We start from the raw sequence: 15,908 nt of genomic DNA on the forward strand, positions 1-15,908 counted from the left end.
CCGCCCAGAACGCTTCTCCTATGTCACCTTTTCAGGCCCAAGTTCGCCAGACGCGGCTTTCAAAACAGCCTGTAAGTGGGAACGACTTTCAGAAAGCTATGAAGCAGGACCATCCTCTAGCGATGGAGTATGTGGCTCGCCTTCTGCGACGCACAGTTAACCACCATGGTCCAGTAAAAAGACACGAAATAGATTCATGGCTGCGCAGGGACGCCGTGGCAGAGTTTCGAACCTTATTAGATGCGCCCTAAGCCCGACTCATGTGAGGCATTTCGGCAAGCAATGTCGTCATTCTCGGCGTCGGACGGGCAGATATCTGCAGGTATGCTTTCGATTCAAGCAGAAGATTAATAAAAAGACCGGAGGGAGATTAAAATGGGGCCCACGAATCAGGAAGATCGGCATCGTGGCTTCCGACCTCGAGCTTGGGCCGCCACAGTTAGAAAGATAACTGCCGGCCTAGCACGTTGGCTCGCTAAGATCGCCTTCGTCGTGTTAGCAAGCATCTGTATTGTGGCCATATTTGGCTTTGCCCTGATATTTATATTCCCCAACGCCACCGTCGGCGAAGCCGCTGACTTCCTGCTGACCAATGCCCGTCCGCCTGAGGACAGAGAGTTGCCGCCAACTGCCTACGCAGTGCCCTACGCGGCTGCCGACCTTCAACGCATCGGCGGGCAGGGACATGGCCTGAGCTGCAGCATCGATCCGTTCATTGAGCGGCTTGTCTTCGCCCCATCGTGGATCGAGCAGGTCATTCGTCCTGCCCGGACGGGGAGCGAGGAGGAAGCTTCGATTTCCCTGCAGATGCGCCAAGCATGTGCCTTCCACGACCTCTGCTACCGCCACGGCGCCGCGACCTACGGCTACACCCAAGCCGACTGCGATTACCTCCTACTGGAGCACGCGTATCGGATCTGCCAATACATCTACGGGCCGCAAAACGTTAACTACTGCATCAGGAGATCTCGACTGGTCGTGCTCGGCGTCCGCATCGGCGGAAGGGAGTTCTTTCGGCCTGCCGACGCCATCGCTGAAGTCGATAGCACGAATACTAGTCCTGACGGCCCTTGCCGCGTTGCCGACTGGTCGCTCGTTGCCGACGCCTGTGCATCTTCGTATTTCGAGTTCGACCCCTACCCGATACGTGCTACGAACTACACGGTTTATCGCGTTGCTGACGCTCCCGAGCATTGGGCAAATGAGGTTCGCCCACAGAAGGCGCTCTACGTCTTCCGCGTGAGGCCGTCAGGAACCCAGGTACTGATTTTGGGCTGGGCCAATGGAAGGCATCCTGAGGTCTGTGACGGGTATGAACTGCCCGGCACTTACGGGTTCCTCAACATCGCACCGCAAGTAGTCGCATCCGTGGCGGGAGATGAGTGGTTCACTTGGTGGCGCCGACATGACCTCGCCGGGACGGGCGGCAGTTTCGCGTTCCTATCGCCACGTCGTGCTAGGCTGGCTGACTGGAAGCGCCTCTTCCCTGGAGCCAAAGAACTTCAGGCTGACCTATCGGAGGCGGCGATGTGCACGCCGCTGCCGCCGGTGCTGCATGACGACGGTCCTCCAGCCTCCTTCGAAGTCAGAGTTCGCCTCAAAAATAGCAATGAGCGCAACAATGATGATTTCGATCCGAACTTCTCGGAGATACACACCGCTCCGGGGATAGCGCCACATGCCGGTGTTCGTCTGATGGCGCTCCGGACTACCTTATGCGGACGACTCCCTTGCCATCTGGACGTCGTCTTCAACCCAACGGGACCTGAGATCCAAGAACAGAAAGTAGAACCTCTCATCGCGCGCGACGCACTGAACCGCAATAAAGAAAGAGGGGATGTTGTGGATTTCTACCGCAACTTCCAAACCGCCCCGATCCCCTTGACCGGACCGACCCCAGACAGACCGGTGCTTGCATGGATGGTGCGGGGCGATAGAGACGGTCAGGCTTATACGAACTCGGCTCTTCTCAGGCGGTTGCGCGTTTTCGAAGAAGATCGGGGTGGCAGCGCAGGAGTAGTTCGGCTTACCGGTCTTCTTGAAGAACACGAACCGCTCGCGGTTCTCGCCAGGACTACGATGCATCCCAGACTGGTCTCGATTGCAGCCGGCCGCGTCGATGCTGGCCGGGTGTCTATCCGCGAATGGGCCCTGCCGCCGCAGCGCACAGTTGAGGGGCAGCCGACGCAGACAGAGTTCAGTCGTCTGCGTATGTCTGCTCCGGCCTTTCATGGGGCCCGGACGGAGACGGTCCGTGTCACGACAGTGAAATCATCAGCACCACTGCGCAGTTCGGAATGCAACGATCCGAATGATTCGTTGGATTGGACGTGGATGACGCGACCGCCAACAGTGATGGCCTCCAAATTCGGCGAGGTGAGGAGTGACGCAATGGTCGTCTTCACACGCTTGGCGCTGGGCGAGTATCGCCAGGAATCGGAGGTCCCTCAACCTGCCGCCAATTTCGCACTTGAGGTGAGGCTTCTCAAGCTTGCCGTTGGACCGTCCTGCGAGATGTCAGAAATTATCGTCTACTCGCCGGAAATTTCCCTGACGGCCGCCAAAGAGGGTCCGGAAGCCAACAAGCCTCTCGCCGAACGCAGGCTTGCTCTCTTGCTTGCGCAAATGCGGTCACGTCCTGTGTTGCCGGCTTATCTGCAGCAAGGGGGAAGGCTGCATCTGATTATTCCTGATCCTAAGACTCCGGGCCGTTCCCTCCTTCTCAGGACGACGGAGTAGTCTTTGCATCGTACGCGACCCCGACAGAGTGCCCGCGGCCGCCCTCGCGTTGGTTCACCATTCTCTGCGATCTTGACATTGTTCGGGCTGAGCTTTGAAGATATGCGCCAGGACAAAAAAGGCAAGAAGGGCAATGGCTGGAGGAACTGACGCCGACCCACCGAAGTGGTGGGTCAGGTGGATATTATTGCCGACCCTGCTTCTGGTGCTGGTAGTTGTACTCCTCGCCTATGCAGTCGGCTGGATTGGCGGTTCCCCAGCTGCATCAGGAACCTCCGTCACGACTGGGGGCGGCATAGGTCCATCCGTCCAGATTCTGCTCGTCGCGATGGTGTTCCTAGCTCTTCTCGCCGGCGTCGCGGTCGTGTTCCGTGCGTCTGGGATGCAGTACCAGCCTGAAGCGTTCGGACTTCCAGCCGGCACCATCAGCGCCCTGCTAGCGCTAGGACTCCTGATCCTCTTCAGCGTCTTTGGGCCGCAGATGGTCGAGAGGGTATTTTCGGCGCAGAATGCCCCTTCGACAGCGCTCCATGCGGTCATGGTCGGGCCAGGCGTCGTAGGGGTCGAAAGCCTGCCCCCAGATGACCGCTTCAGGCGGATACAGCAGGAAGCAGAACTCCAGACACAGCGATTGCGGAGTTTGGGACTTGTGGTCGTCCCCCAGCCCGTGCGGGAACCGAACAGCCCGCCGGATATCAGGCTGAACTTGTACGAGCCGCACGACAACGCGCGCGGCATCACGTTCGCCCGTGAATTCCTGACCATCCTCGCAACCTTGATGACTACCATCATCGGTTTTTACTTCGGTTCGCGTTCCACCATTGCAGCGGTAGCTGAGGAGCGCAAATCCGGCGCCTCGAGGGCTGACGCGGCTCCCGTGAGTGGCCAGACGGGCGCGACCCCGCCGGAGGCGCAGCGTGGCAAGCTGACCGAGTTGGCGCGTTCGCTTGATACGGCCAAGAAGGCCATCGCGGACACGACCGCGCCGTTGACAGCCGAGAGGAGGGTGGAAATCAAGGCTCAGCTGGACGCAGCGGACGCGGCCCAGCAGGAGGCAGCCTCCCGCAGGACGGCGGCGGAGGCCGCAATCGTCAAAGTCGAGGAACTAAGCCGTAAGGCCGGGGCCGGCGACACCTCTGCCAAAGCGGACCTCCCAGGCGCACAAACCGCCGCCGGTCAGGCGCTATCCGAACTGGCGACGGCCGTTGCTACGGTTGAGCGGCGCCAGGGAGAACTCTCGACCGCAGAGCAGGCGGAGGGCTAGAGATGACTGTTGGAACCTTGCTGGCCGTCACCGCCTCCAGCGGTCTCCACCTGCGGGCGGAACCCGAAAAAGCAGCAAAGAGCCTACGTGTCCTGCCGACCGGGGCACGAGTCGTGGAAGCAGAGCAGCAGCGAGGGACGCCGGCGGAATGGGTTCGGGTCCTAGCCGACGGCGCCCAGGGATTCGTCGCGGCTACTTTTGTCGCCCCGGTTGCGACGGTACTCGCGGCGCCATCCCGTTCTATGTCACAGCCGATCGCGCCCGACCGTCGTAGTTCGGATCCCTTGCTCCTGCACCCGACGTTCCGGGCGAAGGCGCTGGCGGTAGTCGATGCCCTTAACGCCGAAGGCATCCCCTTTCGACTCTTCGAAGCCTATCGCGCTCCATCACGGCAGGCCTACCTCTACGCACAGGGTCGCACGCGGCCGGGGGACATCGTCACCAAGGCTGTCCCGTGGGCGTCCTACCACCAGTATGGGCTGGCCGGTGACTTCGTGCTGTTCGAGGACAGCCGCTGGAGCTGGGATGCCGCAGGTCACCGCCGCGCTTGGTGGGACAGGCTCTGGGTCATTGGCGAGGAGAACGGTCTCGAGGCCCTGAAGCGGTTCGAGCGCCCTCACCTGCAGTTGGCGAGGCTCGAGGTCGGGGACCTACAGGCAGGCAGATTCCCGAGCGGAGGCGACAGCTCTTGGCTCGACAACTTGGTTTGGCAGATTGAGGCCTGGGCCGGCCCGGAGCGGGCCCCGCCGAGTCCCGGCGAACGACCTGCTTTATCCGATGCCTGACTACCGTCTTCCGAACGTGGAGCCCCCTGCTTCAGTAGCTGATCCTGCTTTCCATGTGGCGAGCGATGATGGGCTCTGCGACGGGATTGAATGACTTCTGACGTGATCGTCCGTGCCAGCACAAAGGCCAAGCCTTTGGAACCTGCGACAGCCATTCCTGCTGACGTCGCGCCTCAACAGCCGTGTCCAGCTCCGGGTCTCAGCCAGCGCTGTACCACAAGCAGCGGCCAATCTTTGCCGACAGTGTAGCGGCTGGATGAATGCTGGCTTTCCCGCAATTCCCGTGCCGGCGTTGCGCTGTCATGCGGCATGTATCACGCGGGCACGGAGCAGCGCGAAGCCTGCTCGGTCATATATGGTGCGCTTGATCACCTTGATGCGGCAGATCTGTCCCTCGGCCGGGCTGGTCGTCCAGGGCAGGCTGAGCGCGGTCTCCACAGCGGTGATATCCTTTTGCAGCTCGGCGACGAGGTCGGAGAGGTACGTCCTCTCCGCGACGGCGAGAAGGTCTGCCAGGGGCTCGTCACTCTTCTTTCGTAGGACGCCTCCAAGCCGCTTCGCGGCAGCGGCTGTGGCTGCCAGCGTGGGCACCTGCTTCGAGCAGCCGCGCGGCGAAGGCCCGGTCGGGCCGCGACAGGGTCCGAGGTTCGGCCGTCAGTAGCCGCGCCACGCGCCGGCCCGAGGGCGGTCGCCATGGCTTGCCGTTGGCGGTCCGGGGTGCCCGAGATCCGTCCGGCTCCGCCCTGCGGCGGTCTGTTGCCCAGCTGCGGACGATGGCGTCGCGGCCCGGAACGTCCAGTGCCTTCAGTTCCCGCCATAGCAGGGGCGGCGTTGTGGCACCCCTCGGCCCAGCGGCGCTCCAAATGGTCACGGTAGGGGTCGAGCACGCTGCCGCGCTGGGGCTGCCGCCAGGATGGCATGGCGCCGGCGCGGAGCCACCGCCGCAGTGTCTTGCGGTCGACGCCGAGCTGGCGGGAGATCGCGCTCAGCGAGGCGCCCGCCGCGTGCAGGCGCGCCGCCTCGTCGAACCGGCCCTGCCGACGCGCGCGTGCCGCAATGCTCGGGCGCCGTGCAGTGTAAGATGGCGTAACGGGCCGGCCGCCGGCGTAGGCAGCCAAGGTGGTCGTCCCTCAGACTGATGGTGTCACGACCGGGGTCGGGCCGGGGTGGCCTGCCCCAAGCATCAGCGAGGGATGATGATGGACCATTACGCTGGGATCGATGTGTCGCTGGAACTGAGCAGCATCTGCGTGGTGGACGCCACCGGCCGGATCATGCGCGAAGCCAAGGTAGCGAGCGAGCCCGAGGCGCTGATCACCTGGCTGCGCGGGCTTGACCTCGAGCTGGCGCGGGTGGGGCTGGAGGCCGGACCGCTATCGCAGTGGCTCTACGCCGCGATGCGCGAGGCCGGCCTGCCGGTCGAACTCCTTGAGACCCGACACGTGCGCGACGCGTTCAAGGCAATGGCGGTCAAGACCGACCGGAAGGATGCGCGCGGCATCGCCCAGCTGATGCGGCTCGGTTGGTTCCGACCCGTGCACTGCAAGTCGGCACCGGCCCAGGAGACCCGGGTCTTGTTGTCCGCGAGGAAGGTGCTGCAGACGAAGCGCATCGACGTGGAGATGAGCTTGCGCGGTCTGCTACGCGGCTTCGGGCTGAAGGTGGGGCCAACCACTGCTCGGAATTTTGCCGGGCGGATCCGGGAGCTGGTCGAGTACCACCCGTGCCTCACGGCTGTTGCCGAGGCGTTGCTGGCTGCGCGCGAGGTGCTCGGGGTGCAACTGGCCGGCCTCGAGAAGCGCCTACGCGACGCGGCACGGACCGATGATAGAGCACAGCTGCTGATGACCACGCCCGGCGTTGGCGTCATCGTGGCGCTCACCTTCGTCTCGGCCGTCGACGACCCCGGGCGCTTCCGATCTTCGAAGGCCGTCGGTGCCCACTTCGGCTTGACGCCGCGGAAGTACCAGTACGGGGAAACCGACGTGACCGGGCGTATCTCGAAGGCCGGCGACGCTGGCGTCCGGACGGCGCTCTACGAGGCGGCGAATACCATTCTCACCCGCGCCGTGAAAGGTTCGGCGCTCAAGAGCTGGGCGGCCCGCATCGCCGCCCGTACAGGCATGAAGAAAGCGAAAGTCGCCTTGGCGAGGAAGCTCGCGGTGGTGCTGCACCGGATGCTCGCGGACGGCAAACCGTTCGTCGCCGATCGCGCTGCCCTGGCGGCATGAGACAGAAGGAGAGATAGCGGGTTCGGGCGGGCAAGGCATCAACCGCCTGAAGCGAGGTCCCGTCGCCGGGACGCTGGATCAGGTCAGGCCGTATACGGTCAGGCAGCGCCGCAAGGATGACTGCGCGTTGTAAGATTGGCCGACCTGCTCCTCATCCAACACCATCAGGTGGCGGCCATGCGCCGACCCCGGACAGAAGCGAGACACCGGCGAGGGGATTGGCGCTCAAGAGGGTTGACTACCGAAGGCCCGTTACAGAAGGCCGTATGTCCGCCGTCAAGCCCGGGATGGTTCGTCCTAAGATGCGTGTGGTGAATCCGAGGGTGGCCCACGCGAACCGGGTCATTCTCAGAGCAGGGAGGACGGACCATGACAGAGACTGGCACCGTTTTCGTGGGCATCGACGCGGCCAAGGCCAAGCACGCGGTGGCGGTGGCCGAACCTGGCCGGAGCGGCGAGGTGCGGTATATCGGCGAGACCGACGCGGCCGCCGACGCCGTGCGCAAGCTGCTGACGCGCTTGGCTGCGAAGTATGGAAAGCTGCACATCTGCTATGAAGCCGGTCCGACGGGGTACGGGTTGTATCGGCAGGTCATCAGCCTTAGCCATGATACCAAGAAGTCGAAGTTCCGACCTGCGGTCCGTAAGGCTGGTGCTTCAAAAAGTACCGGGTGACCGGTGGGCCCAAAGGTGGAACCTTCGTGCGCTTGGTATGATTGCACCGTTGTCGCGCCATCACAGATCCCGCGCAAAGCCGGAGGCCGGGTTAAGACCAACCGCCGCGATGCGGTCCAGCTGGCGCGCTTGCTGCGCGCGGGCGAACTGACTGCAGTCTGGGTACCCGACGAGGAGCATGAAGCGATGCGTGATCTGGTTCGCGCGCGGGAGGCAGCTGTCGACGATCTGCAACGCAAGCGGCAATTGATATCGTCGCTGCTGCTGAAGCATGGCCGGGTCTACTCCGGCAAGACGACATGGGGTGCGATGTACGTGCGCTGGCTGCAGGAGCAGAGCTTTGCCTACCCGGCGCAGCACGCCCGCAGTAAGATCGGGAAGCCCCGGGACGCATAAGCGGAGATGCGGTAACCAACCCGCGGATGGGAGCATGATCACCGACGTCCATTGGCCCCGCCCCTCCCCTACGCAACCACCTTGGCCCGCTGTCGATAGCGGGCGATGTCGCGCGCCAAAATGCATTGACTGCGGACATCAGAGCGTCTCCTAGGGACGTAGTATTTCACCCTCACCTGCAGACAGGATCGTCTGTCTGTTCCTGGGGGGAGCGCCGGGAGGTTCGACAGACCGGAGGGATGCGGCTCACCTCGAGATACAATTCCCGAATGAAGTCGAGCAAGTGGACGCTGGAGTGATCATTGTGCCCGTCCATAACATTCGGTTCCGCCCGCACATTCCAAACGACGGAATTCGGGACGGCTGGCAGGCCGTGATTGAGTTGCTGAGTCTTCAACCGCAAGCCTGAACAAAAATCCCGCACTCCTCGATTTTCCGTCGCCGCGAAATTTCTGATGAACTGCTTGGCGTGTGCCACTTCAGCCTGCAAATTCGTCTCGGCAGCGGCGTTCAACTCATGCCTGGCTTCTTCGCTCCCCCTTTCATTGTTGACCCTTTCGAAAAAGCGACCAAGATTCGTCCACCCTTCGCAAGTTCCCCTCTCATAGCCTTCAAACCTCAGAAGATGAGTGATATAGCTGTCGGTATGACCAGGGGTGCTGAAGAAAGTCTTTGCTTCTTCGTTTCCTACTGTCTCCTCCATGAGCCAATTAACACGGCGTCCCCAGCCAAACGCTGTGTGCGTAGCAAAGTCGGTTTCAGATGTTACCGAAACAAGCATTGGTGTCTGATAAGAGGTGCTCGCGCTCGGTCTTGATGCAATGCGGTGCAGAGGTGTGAAGCGAGACGCTTCGAACGCCGGGTTCAGCAGAACGACCAGATCGGCGTAGCGAAGGTTAGCTGGCCCACTCTGGTCGATAGAGTGGTGATGGGCCACTGTCTCCAGGAGAGCTCCTGCCAACGAGTTGTAAAGGATCCAAGCTCCGAAGCTGTGCCCCACCATGACCGTGTTGACACGCGCCTGCGGGCGAGCCGGGGTTGGGACCCATGAGCAATCGTCGAAACCCGGCGGGGTGCGGCCGTCGTGTAGCTGGGTTCGGTTCCTTTCGCATCGGAAATTGCGAAGCCGATTGAAGAGCTCGCGCGTCGAACCTTGCGCCACACGCGCCGCTGCCTCCTTTCTTCCCCAAAAGGTGAGCAGTTCAAGACTCGAAAACGATGTCGATAGCCCGCGCCAGCCGACATAAACTCCTACCACTCTACGGCCGGTCTCCCGCTCCGCATGAGCGGCCGCCGCCAGGAGATTTCTAAAGGAGATAACATTTCCATTGTCATAGCTGGCGTTGTGGCGCCAACCATGCACGAACACTATGAGGCTTATGCCCTTGCCGCTTTGCACTGCATCGATTTCTTTCAACCCATCGAGGGTGCGGTCGATTTGATAGGGCGCGCTGCCGACATCGTTCAGACCTTCCGGGTATTGCAATCCTTGATCGGTGAATTCAGCAAAGAAGAGATCATAATCGTCCCGGCGCTCCCAAATCTGGTTTCCACAGCCATTGCTAGCTTCATCCCTCATGGATGCGGGTGTAGCATTTAGGTTTTGGGGAGGGCATTTATGTCCGTTTGCAGTCCAAACTGTCCGGAATGGGCGTGGATCGCCGGGATCAACTAAGAAGTTGATGGTCAAAAAGGCCAGGAGCAAGGTCAGGATCACCCCGCCAATCCAGGCGAGAAAACCTCTAAAGGCGCGCCACTTCCGCCCCTTCGGCTGTGCGGCTGCACCCGGTGCCAGCTTGGCAACTGGCTTAGCTACCCCATTGCCTACCGGATTATTATTCATTGCAAACCCCACCTCCTCTTCAGTGCGAAGAGAAGCTAAGTCGTGCCGCGTTTCCACCCCTTTTTGTGTGCATGTCGCGTGCAAGGGGCGTGCCCTGAGCACTTCTTCTCCATCGAACGCCGGTCGGCCCTTGAGGCGTGGATTGCGCCGCTAGACCAGATGTCCGTCTGAGGCGGGCCACCCCGCCTCAGACGGACATCTGGTCTAGAATACCGTCCGCCCACATGCTTCTCTTTGCTTTAGGCCACCAGCGCCGGAGGTGGTTATTCCAACCATCGCCGCTTGGCCCGCAGCGCTACGCCGACCGGCGCCGCCAAGCACACAAGGCGTGGTGCCTAGGCCAACATTGAACTAACATTCGACGCGGACCACCCGATGGGGGCCGATCAGTGTCACCTGCTCAAGGCAGCTGACTTGCCGATAGTAATGATGCTGCAAAGCAAGTTTCGATCACCCTGCTTGCGCAACTCTACTCAGCTTCGAGGTCAACGCCAAGTTTAACCGCTGTGACAGTCCCAACTTGTCCATCAACAACGAGCCCCTTCATCGCTTGGAAGGCAGCAACAGCCGCAGCCGTATTTCCTCCAAATTTGCCATCAATCGGGCCAGGGTCAACGCCAGCGCTGGCAAGTGCGCGTTGTATGGACTTGATTACGGACCGTCGCATATTGGGGGCGCCAATTTTGTAAAGTATCGCAGGTAAGTCGACTTCGAGCCCATCATCGGGTAAATCGTAGTCAAACTTCGGCAGAAGGATGCCAGTATCCCAGTAACGGCCGGCCGCTTTGTCTGCAACAACTCCGTAAGCTTTTCCTTTTGCTTCGACTGTGCCTCCTTTCCCGTCACTGACCGCGATGTGGCCCATCGCCCCTTGTTCGGGCGGGAAGCGGAGAAGAACCCCTCCTATCGTTCCGGCTGCAAGTTTCCAGTCTACCCGCTTTCCAAGCTTTGCAGAATCCGACTCCCAAGCGCCAGTATAAGCTTCCGCAACCGCTGGATTTCCGTTGTTATTTAGACATCCATAAAGATAACCTCCAACTTGGTAGACAAGCCACGACATGAACTCCGCGCAGTCCCACGGGCCGTGCCAGTTGGGATTATTTTTAGGCACGAGTACGTTTACGTACTCCTCGCCGATCCTAGTCCTAGCAAGTTTTAGCAACTCGAGACCTGACGGCATTTCAACCTCCTAAAGTTATTTTTAAAAGCATCACATATATCTGTTAGCCTGCATTATTCACGATGGCTGGCGTACATAGCGTCTACACCGTGCGCCACGGCGGGAAGGCCGGAGGGGGGCAGATGCCGCCAATGGCACCCGGTGCGCGCGAGATGAGCGGTTTCAGGAGCTGGAACTGCTCATCTGTCAAGGCTGGCCGGAGCCGAATTTCCCAACCAGTGCGCGATCAGTTGGCGTCCTCATGGCGGTTCCCGAAGGCAAGAAGCCGCCCGCAACGCTGCTCAACAGGGCAAGATCAGCCCGTCAAACCAGTGCTCTCACCCGTTCGCAAACAGATTCTCATAGCGTCAGTTATCCCGCCCATGCAGCTTCGCCTCGATTGCCGCCTGGAGAACCTCGGGCCGCAGCACCACGATGGCGCGGCGGCTCGTCTGGATCATCGCTTGACGGGACAGTTCCGAGAGTTCCCGCGACACCGGCTCCCGCCGGGCGCCTATGCGGGCGGCGATGACATGGTGCGGAGGTGGTGGGCTGATGACGCGCTCGCCGCCACTGCCGCGCCTGCGGGACAGTCGCAGGAGCTCCGCATAAAGCCGATGCCGCACCGGCAGCACCGTGAGTTCCACCAGGCGGTCGCTCTGTGTCCGAATCCGGTCGGTCAAGATCCGCATCAGCCGCAGGGCCGCGTCCGGGGACTTGAGGATCGTCGTGAGGAAGACCGTGGCGGGAATGACGCACAGCCTAGAGCGGTGCAGGGCGGTGACGTTCGCCGAGCGTGGCGTTCCGCGGATAGCCGCAAGTTCGCCAAAGAGTTCCCCGGCGAACACGTCGCTCAGGAATACCTCCTGGCCCGCCGGCGTGCGGACAAGCACCCGCAGGCTTCCGTCCTCGACGAGGAACACATCCGTGGAGAGGTCGCCATAGTCCAGCACCGCTTCGCCGGGATCGACCCAGCGCCAGCGGACCTGGGCCGCAAGCTGGGCGATCTGCGCCTCCGGCAATCCGCGGAACAGCTCTTGGCGGGCGAGCTCGGCGGCGCTCCTGGCGAACCGGCCCGCCGGCTCGTCATGCCCGGAGTGCGGCTCGGCGGAACCTATTCCCGCGCGCGCCGACCATTGCCCGGCAGCTATGTCGGAGGCCAAGTGGGCCAGGTCCTCTCCGCGGCTCCCGCCTTCATCCGGATCAAAGCCCCGCGCCGCTGCAGGCCGTTGCTGGACTACCATTTTCCGGCACTCCTTCTTGCTTCAATGCCCGTCTCCAACCAGCACACTCTTGATCGGATACGAACAGGAAGCGTGTGCGAAATAGCACAGGGTCGAGGCGGAACCCCTTACCAGTCCTGCGCACTGCTCCGCCCCGCGCAGCCCGTCCCGGCTCGGAACAGGACGGGAGCGCGGTACAGGCGGCAGGACAGTCGGCGTGCCGCCTGCTCCCGTCCGCTCGGCGCTCATGCCGCCGGCCCGCAGCCGGGCTGGCGCAACTCGGCGGGAAATTGCCTGACCATCCCGCCGACCTCGTCCCGCAGCCCTGGCTCGCCGATGTTCAGGGCTTGGATGACCATCGTGGCGCACCGCATCTGCTGAAGCCAGTCCCTGGCGAAATCCGATGCCTGGGGCGAAAGCGCAGGTCCCACCGATGCCGTTCGGTAGGCGGCAATCGCGGGCGTGGCGACTTCGGGGAAGTAGCGCCTCGCCGCTTCCGCCGCCGTGCTGCGGCTGGCCGGATCGCGCGGGATCACCTTCGTCTGCTGCCAACTCCGCACGAGCGGAGCGAGCTTCGCTACCCATTGGCCATGCGCCAGTATGGGTCGCATGAGCCGCAGCTTCGCGCACCCGTCGGCGAGATCGGCCGGTGCCGGTTGCCCATTCGCCCCGCCCGCGCCACCACCGCAGGCTTGTTCGCCAAGCTCTGCGGCGCTCTGCCCTGCGGCGAGCGCCTTGGCGTCGCCGTTGCTGCCCAGCCCGGCACCCGCCGCGAGCGACAGTAGCTCGATGCGCTCCGCGGAGGCCGGACCATGGCGGCCGGCTTGGCGCAGCGCAAGTTCCGCGATCTCAGCCATCTGCGGACCGATCTGACCGGTGCAGTATGTCCGCGTCGCCTGGCCGGGGCCGGGTGGGCGCAGCCTCAGGGCCGGCTGGGCAGCGCCCGGCTGCTGCGCCGATGTGTCACGGCAGACGGCATGGTCGTAGAGCGTGACCTGCTCGAATCTCTGCCGCAGCTGGGCATGCTTGTCCGAGGCGCAGGCCCCGAGAGCGAGCAGGGCGACGGGCGCCGCGACGCAGGACCACCAGGTCCTTGCTGATTGCCTTCCGACCGGAGGCCACATCCGTTTCCTCCCCTGGCGCGTCCCCCGACCCGCTGGTCCTTGCCTCGGCGGCTCCGAGGCGGCGGCGGCAAGATCCCGCCTGCCGCCGCTCCGGACACGGCTCCGTCACCGGGGTGCCGGTGCGCGGCCTCGAGGCATCGCGTGCTGCGTGCCATCCTTTGACCACATGCCGGGCCGGTTTCGAAATGCGCTGGCCTGACCCGTCAGTGCTCAACAATCTGCCGGCTCGCCCATATCAACAGAGTCCGCGCGAACCGGATGCGTAACATTTAGGAATGCAGTCTTGTCGATACCATGAGCTTCGGGGGCGGGACAAACACCAATTCTACACCTCCTGCCGCGGCGCACCCCCCCCGGGATTCTTCCGTGCCCCATGTCCGGCCGACGCCCGCCCGGCGGTGTGCCCAATGGCACAGGCATCCGGCGCACCGGGCGATATGGGAGCGGGCCGAACCGTCGGGGATCGACATGCGAAGCAGCGAGGATGCGCAGGAGCTCCCCATCCGTGCCGGCGCCGGCGCGCCTCCCGCATCCCACGCCTTGCTCCCGGCATGCCTCCCTCCGGAGGTCGAGCGGCGGTACGAGATCGGGCAGCGGCTCGGGGAGGGGGCGGCCGGTGTGGTCTACGACGCCCTCGACCGTAACCTTGGGCGGCGCGTCGCCATCAAGCTGGTCCGGCGCCCGCTGGGGGGCGGCCCCTCACCGGATTCGGCCTTCGGCCGGCTACGCGTGGAAGCCCAAGCTGTGGGACGCCTATCCCACCCCCACATCGTGGCCGTCTTTGACCGCGGCGAGTCATCCGAGGCTGCCTGGATCATCATGGAATTGGTGGACGGGGAGTCGCTCGAAGCCCTGCTGGATCGCGACGCATGGTTTCCGCTGGCAGAGGCCGCGCGGATCATGGAGCAGCTCCTGTCCGCACTCGCCCACAGCCACGCGCAGGGCGTGGTGCATCGCGACGTGAAGCCCGCCAACATCATGCTTGCCCGAGACCGGCAAGTGAAGCTCGTGGATTTCGGCGTCGCGCAGGCCGGTGGCTGCCCGGCAGGCACGCTGACCGGGACCGTGCTGGGGACGCCCAGTCACATGGCACCTGAGCAAGTGCGCGGCGAGCCGACCGACTACCGCGCGGACATCTGGGCGGCTGGTGTCGTGCTGTACCGGCTGCTGACCCGGGCGAAGCCCTTCGCTGGCGATCTCTCCGCGGTGACCTACCGCATCCTGCACCTGGATCCGCCCGCGCCTTCCCAGGTCCGCGGGGCGGCGGTGGCGGCTTTCGACCCGGTGCTCGGAACCGCGCTGGCCAAGCGGCCGGAGGACCGGTACCAGAGCGCTGCCAGCTTCGCCGCGGCGATCCGCGAGGCCGCGAGCCTCGCAACCGCTGCGTCGGGTGCCACCACGGCATCGCCGCCCACCGGGACGATGGCATCACATGCGCCAGGACCGCACCGGCGGAACGGCGAGGGCCCGCGTGGCATGCAGCGATGCCTTCCCCGCGGCGGAAGGGCGGGCCGATGGCTCAAGGCGGCGACGGCGGCTGCGGTCGGTGCGTCACTGCTGGGAGGCGACCCGCGAGACCGGCCGCACCATCCGAGTCCACCCACCGAGCGCGACGACGGCCGGGCGCTGCCACAGGTCCTGCTCCAGCCTCGGGAGCCCGTCCTGCCTCCCTCCGGGGGCGAGCCGCCGCAGCCGCCGTTTCGCCCCCCTATCGAACGATCCGCCGCCGCCACCACGCCGCCTACGCCCAGCGGCGCGACCGGCACGGCGGCGGTTACCGCCGCGGGCCATGCGCCGACCTGGGAGGTGCCGCCAGAGGCGCAGAAGGTGCGGCCCGGGACCGAGGCCAAGCCGGATCCGCGGCCGGCCCTGCTTCAGCAGGGGCGGCAGGTGACGATCTGGTCAGGCGCAAATCTGCGGGCGGACCCGCGGGCGCGGGCAGCGGTGCTGCGCACCATCCACCCCCGCACCCAACTCCGACTCTTCGCCGGATCCGGCGAGTGGCTGCAGGTCGGCGAGCTGGAGCCCTGGGGCTGGGTGCACGAAAGCCGCGTCCGACGCACGCCGAGGCCTCCCCCGGCGCCGCCTCCGCCCATGATGGACGCCGCGGCCGCCGACGCGGTACCCGATGCGGAGACGCTGGTGCAGCACGGCGACGCCATGCTCGCCCTCGGCGACCTCGGGGCCGCGAGGGCATTCTACGAGCGCGCCGGCTTTGTGTTCGGCCACGGGGCGGGCGCAGCGGGCGGCCCCTCGCAGTCCCGGTGGCCATCGGCCCAGGCCGAGCCGGACGCGGTGCGTGCGCGGCCTGGCGGCGGCGCGGAGGCGGCGTCACCCCGCCGGAGCCTCGGGCGCAGCAGGGACGAGCAGGCGGACGATGTCCTGCCTGTGCACTCCTCCGAAGCGCACCCTCCCCTGCGTGCCGGCCCTTGGCGCGCACAGGCCGGCGCCGCGAATCCTCCCATGTGA

General features: G+C 64.0%; 11 protein-coding genes and 3 pseudogenes. 8 read left to right on the forward strand and 6 right to left on the reverse strand.

Annotated features, from left to right (window positions below; genetic code table 11):
* Positions 1-513 precede the first annotated feature (513 nt).
* The 3 genes from JMJ55_RS25160 to JMJ55_RS31735 all read left to right on the forward strand — a co-directional run bounded on the left by JMJ55_RS25160 (position 514) and on the right by JMJ55_RS31735 (position 4,788).
* Positions 514-2,739 carry a hypothetical protein gene (locus JMJ55_RS25160; RefSeq protein WP_202828377.1) on the forward strand — a complete coding sequence of 742 codons (2,226 nt, stop codon included), beginning with the start codon at positions 514-516 and terminating at the stop codon, positions 2,737-2,739.
* 187 nt (positions 2,740-2,926) lie between these two features.
* Entirely contained in the window at positions 2,927-4,003 is a 1,077-nt protein-coding gene (locus JMJ55_RS25165) for a hypothetical protein (RefSeq protein ID WP_202828378.1), read from the forward strand.
* Between the two features lie 2 nt (positions 4,004-4,005).
* Complete coding sequence (locus JMJ55_RS31735) at positions 4,006-4,788, forward strand: SH3 domain-containing protein (protein ID WP_202828379.1); 783 nt, start codon at positions 4,006-4,008, stop codon at positions 4,786-4,788.
* Positions 4,789-5,088: 300 nt separating this feature from the next.
* On the opposite strand, the gene JMJ55_RS31210 is transcribed toward JMJ55_RS31735, so the two are convergent.
* Both JMJ55_RS31210 and JMJ55_RS32120 read right to left on the reverse strand, forming a co-directional pair.
* The gene (locus tag JMJ55_RS31210) at positions 5,089-5,379 is read right to left on the reverse strand and encodes a hypothetical protein (RefSeq protein WP_236034038.1); all 291 of its coding nucleotides are present in this window, start codon (positions 5,377-5,379) and stop codon (positions 5,089-5,091) included.
* Positions 5,380-5,726: 347 nt separating this feature from the next.
* A pseudogene (locus tag JMJ55_RS32120) lies at positions 5,727-5,906 on the reverse strand (hypothetical protein); the annotation flags it as partial.
* A gap of 81 nt (positions 5,907-5,987) precedes the next feature.
* On the opposite strand from JMJ55_RS32120, the gene JMJ55_RS25180 reads away from it, so the two are divergent.
* The 3 genes and pseudogenes from JMJ55_RS25180 to JMJ55_RS25190 all read left to right on the forward strand — a co-directional run.
* Complete coding sequence (locus JMJ55_RS25180) at positions 5,988-7,019, forward strand: IS110 family RNA-guided transposase (protein ID WP_202828439.1); 1,032 nt, start codon at positions 5,988-5,990, stop codon at positions 7,017-7,019.
* Between the two features lie 369 nt (positions 7,020-7,388).
* Positions 7,389-7,694 carry a hypothetical protein gene (locus JMJ55_RS25185; RefSeq protein ID WP_202828381.1) on the forward strand — a complete coding sequence of 102 codons (306 nt, stop codon included), beginning with the start codon at positions 7,389-7,391 and terminating at the stop codon, positions 7,692-7,694.
* Positions 7,695-7,733: 39 nt separating this feature from the next.
* Positions 7,734-8,048: pseudogene (locus tag JMJ55_RS25190) on the forward strand (IS110 family transposase); the annotation flags it as partial.
* A 214-nt stretch (positions 8,049-8,262) separates the two neighbouring features.
* Here the strand turns inward: JMJ55_RS25190 and JMJ55_RS25195 are convergent.
* Positions 8,263-9,933, reverse strand: coding sequence for a hypothetical protein (locus JMJ55_RS25195; protein ID WP_202828382.1), 1,671 nt, complete (start codon positions 9,931-9,933; stop codon positions 8,263-8,265).
* Between the two features lie 208 nt (positions 9,934-10,141).
* Between JMJ55_RS25195 and JMJ55_RS31215 the strand changes: the two are divergent.
* Positions 10,142-10,288 (forward strand): annotated as a pseudogene (locus JMJ55_RS31215) (IS3 family transposase); the annotation flags it as partial.
* 114 nt (positions 10,289-10,402) lie between these two features.
* On the opposite strand, the gene JMJ55_RS25200 reads toward JMJ55_RS31215, so the two are convergent.
* From JMJ55_RS25200 to JMJ55_RS25210, 3 genes are all read right to left on the reverse strand, one after another.
* Positions 10,403-11,113: a peptidoglycan-binding domain-containing protein gene (locus JMJ55_RS25200; RefSeq protein WP_202828383.1), complete on the reverse strand. Its 711-nt coding sequence runs from the start codon at positions 11,111-11,113 to the stop codon at positions 10,403-10,405.
* A 347-nt stretch (positions 11,114-11,460) separates the two neighbouring features.
* A complete protein-coding gene (locus JMJ55_RS25205; RefSeq protein ID WP_236034039.1) occupies positions 11,461-12,255 on the reverse strand; it encodes a Crp/Fnr family transcriptional regulator in 795 nt (264 codons plus the stop codon).
* A gap of 305 nt (positions 12,256-12,560) precedes the next feature.
* Entirely contained in the window at positions 12,561-13,172 is a 612-nt protein-coding gene (locus JMJ55_RS25210; RefSeq protein WP_202828385.1) for a hypothetical protein, read from the reverse strand.
* Between the two features lie 735 nt (positions 13,173-13,907).
* Here JMJ55_RS25210 and JMJ55_RS25215 point away from each other — a divergent pair.
* On the forward strand, positions 13,908-15,908 hold the full coding sequence (locus tag JMJ55_RS25215) for a serine/threonine-protein kinase (protein WP_202828386.1): 2,001 nt from the start codon (positions 13,908-13,910) through the stop codon (positions 15,906-15,908).

This window comes from Belnapia mucosa, assembly GCF_016775475.1.
Classification (GTDB): Bacteria; Pseudomonadota; Alphaproteobacteria; order Acetobacterales; family Acetobacteraceae; genus Belnapia; species Belnapia mucosa.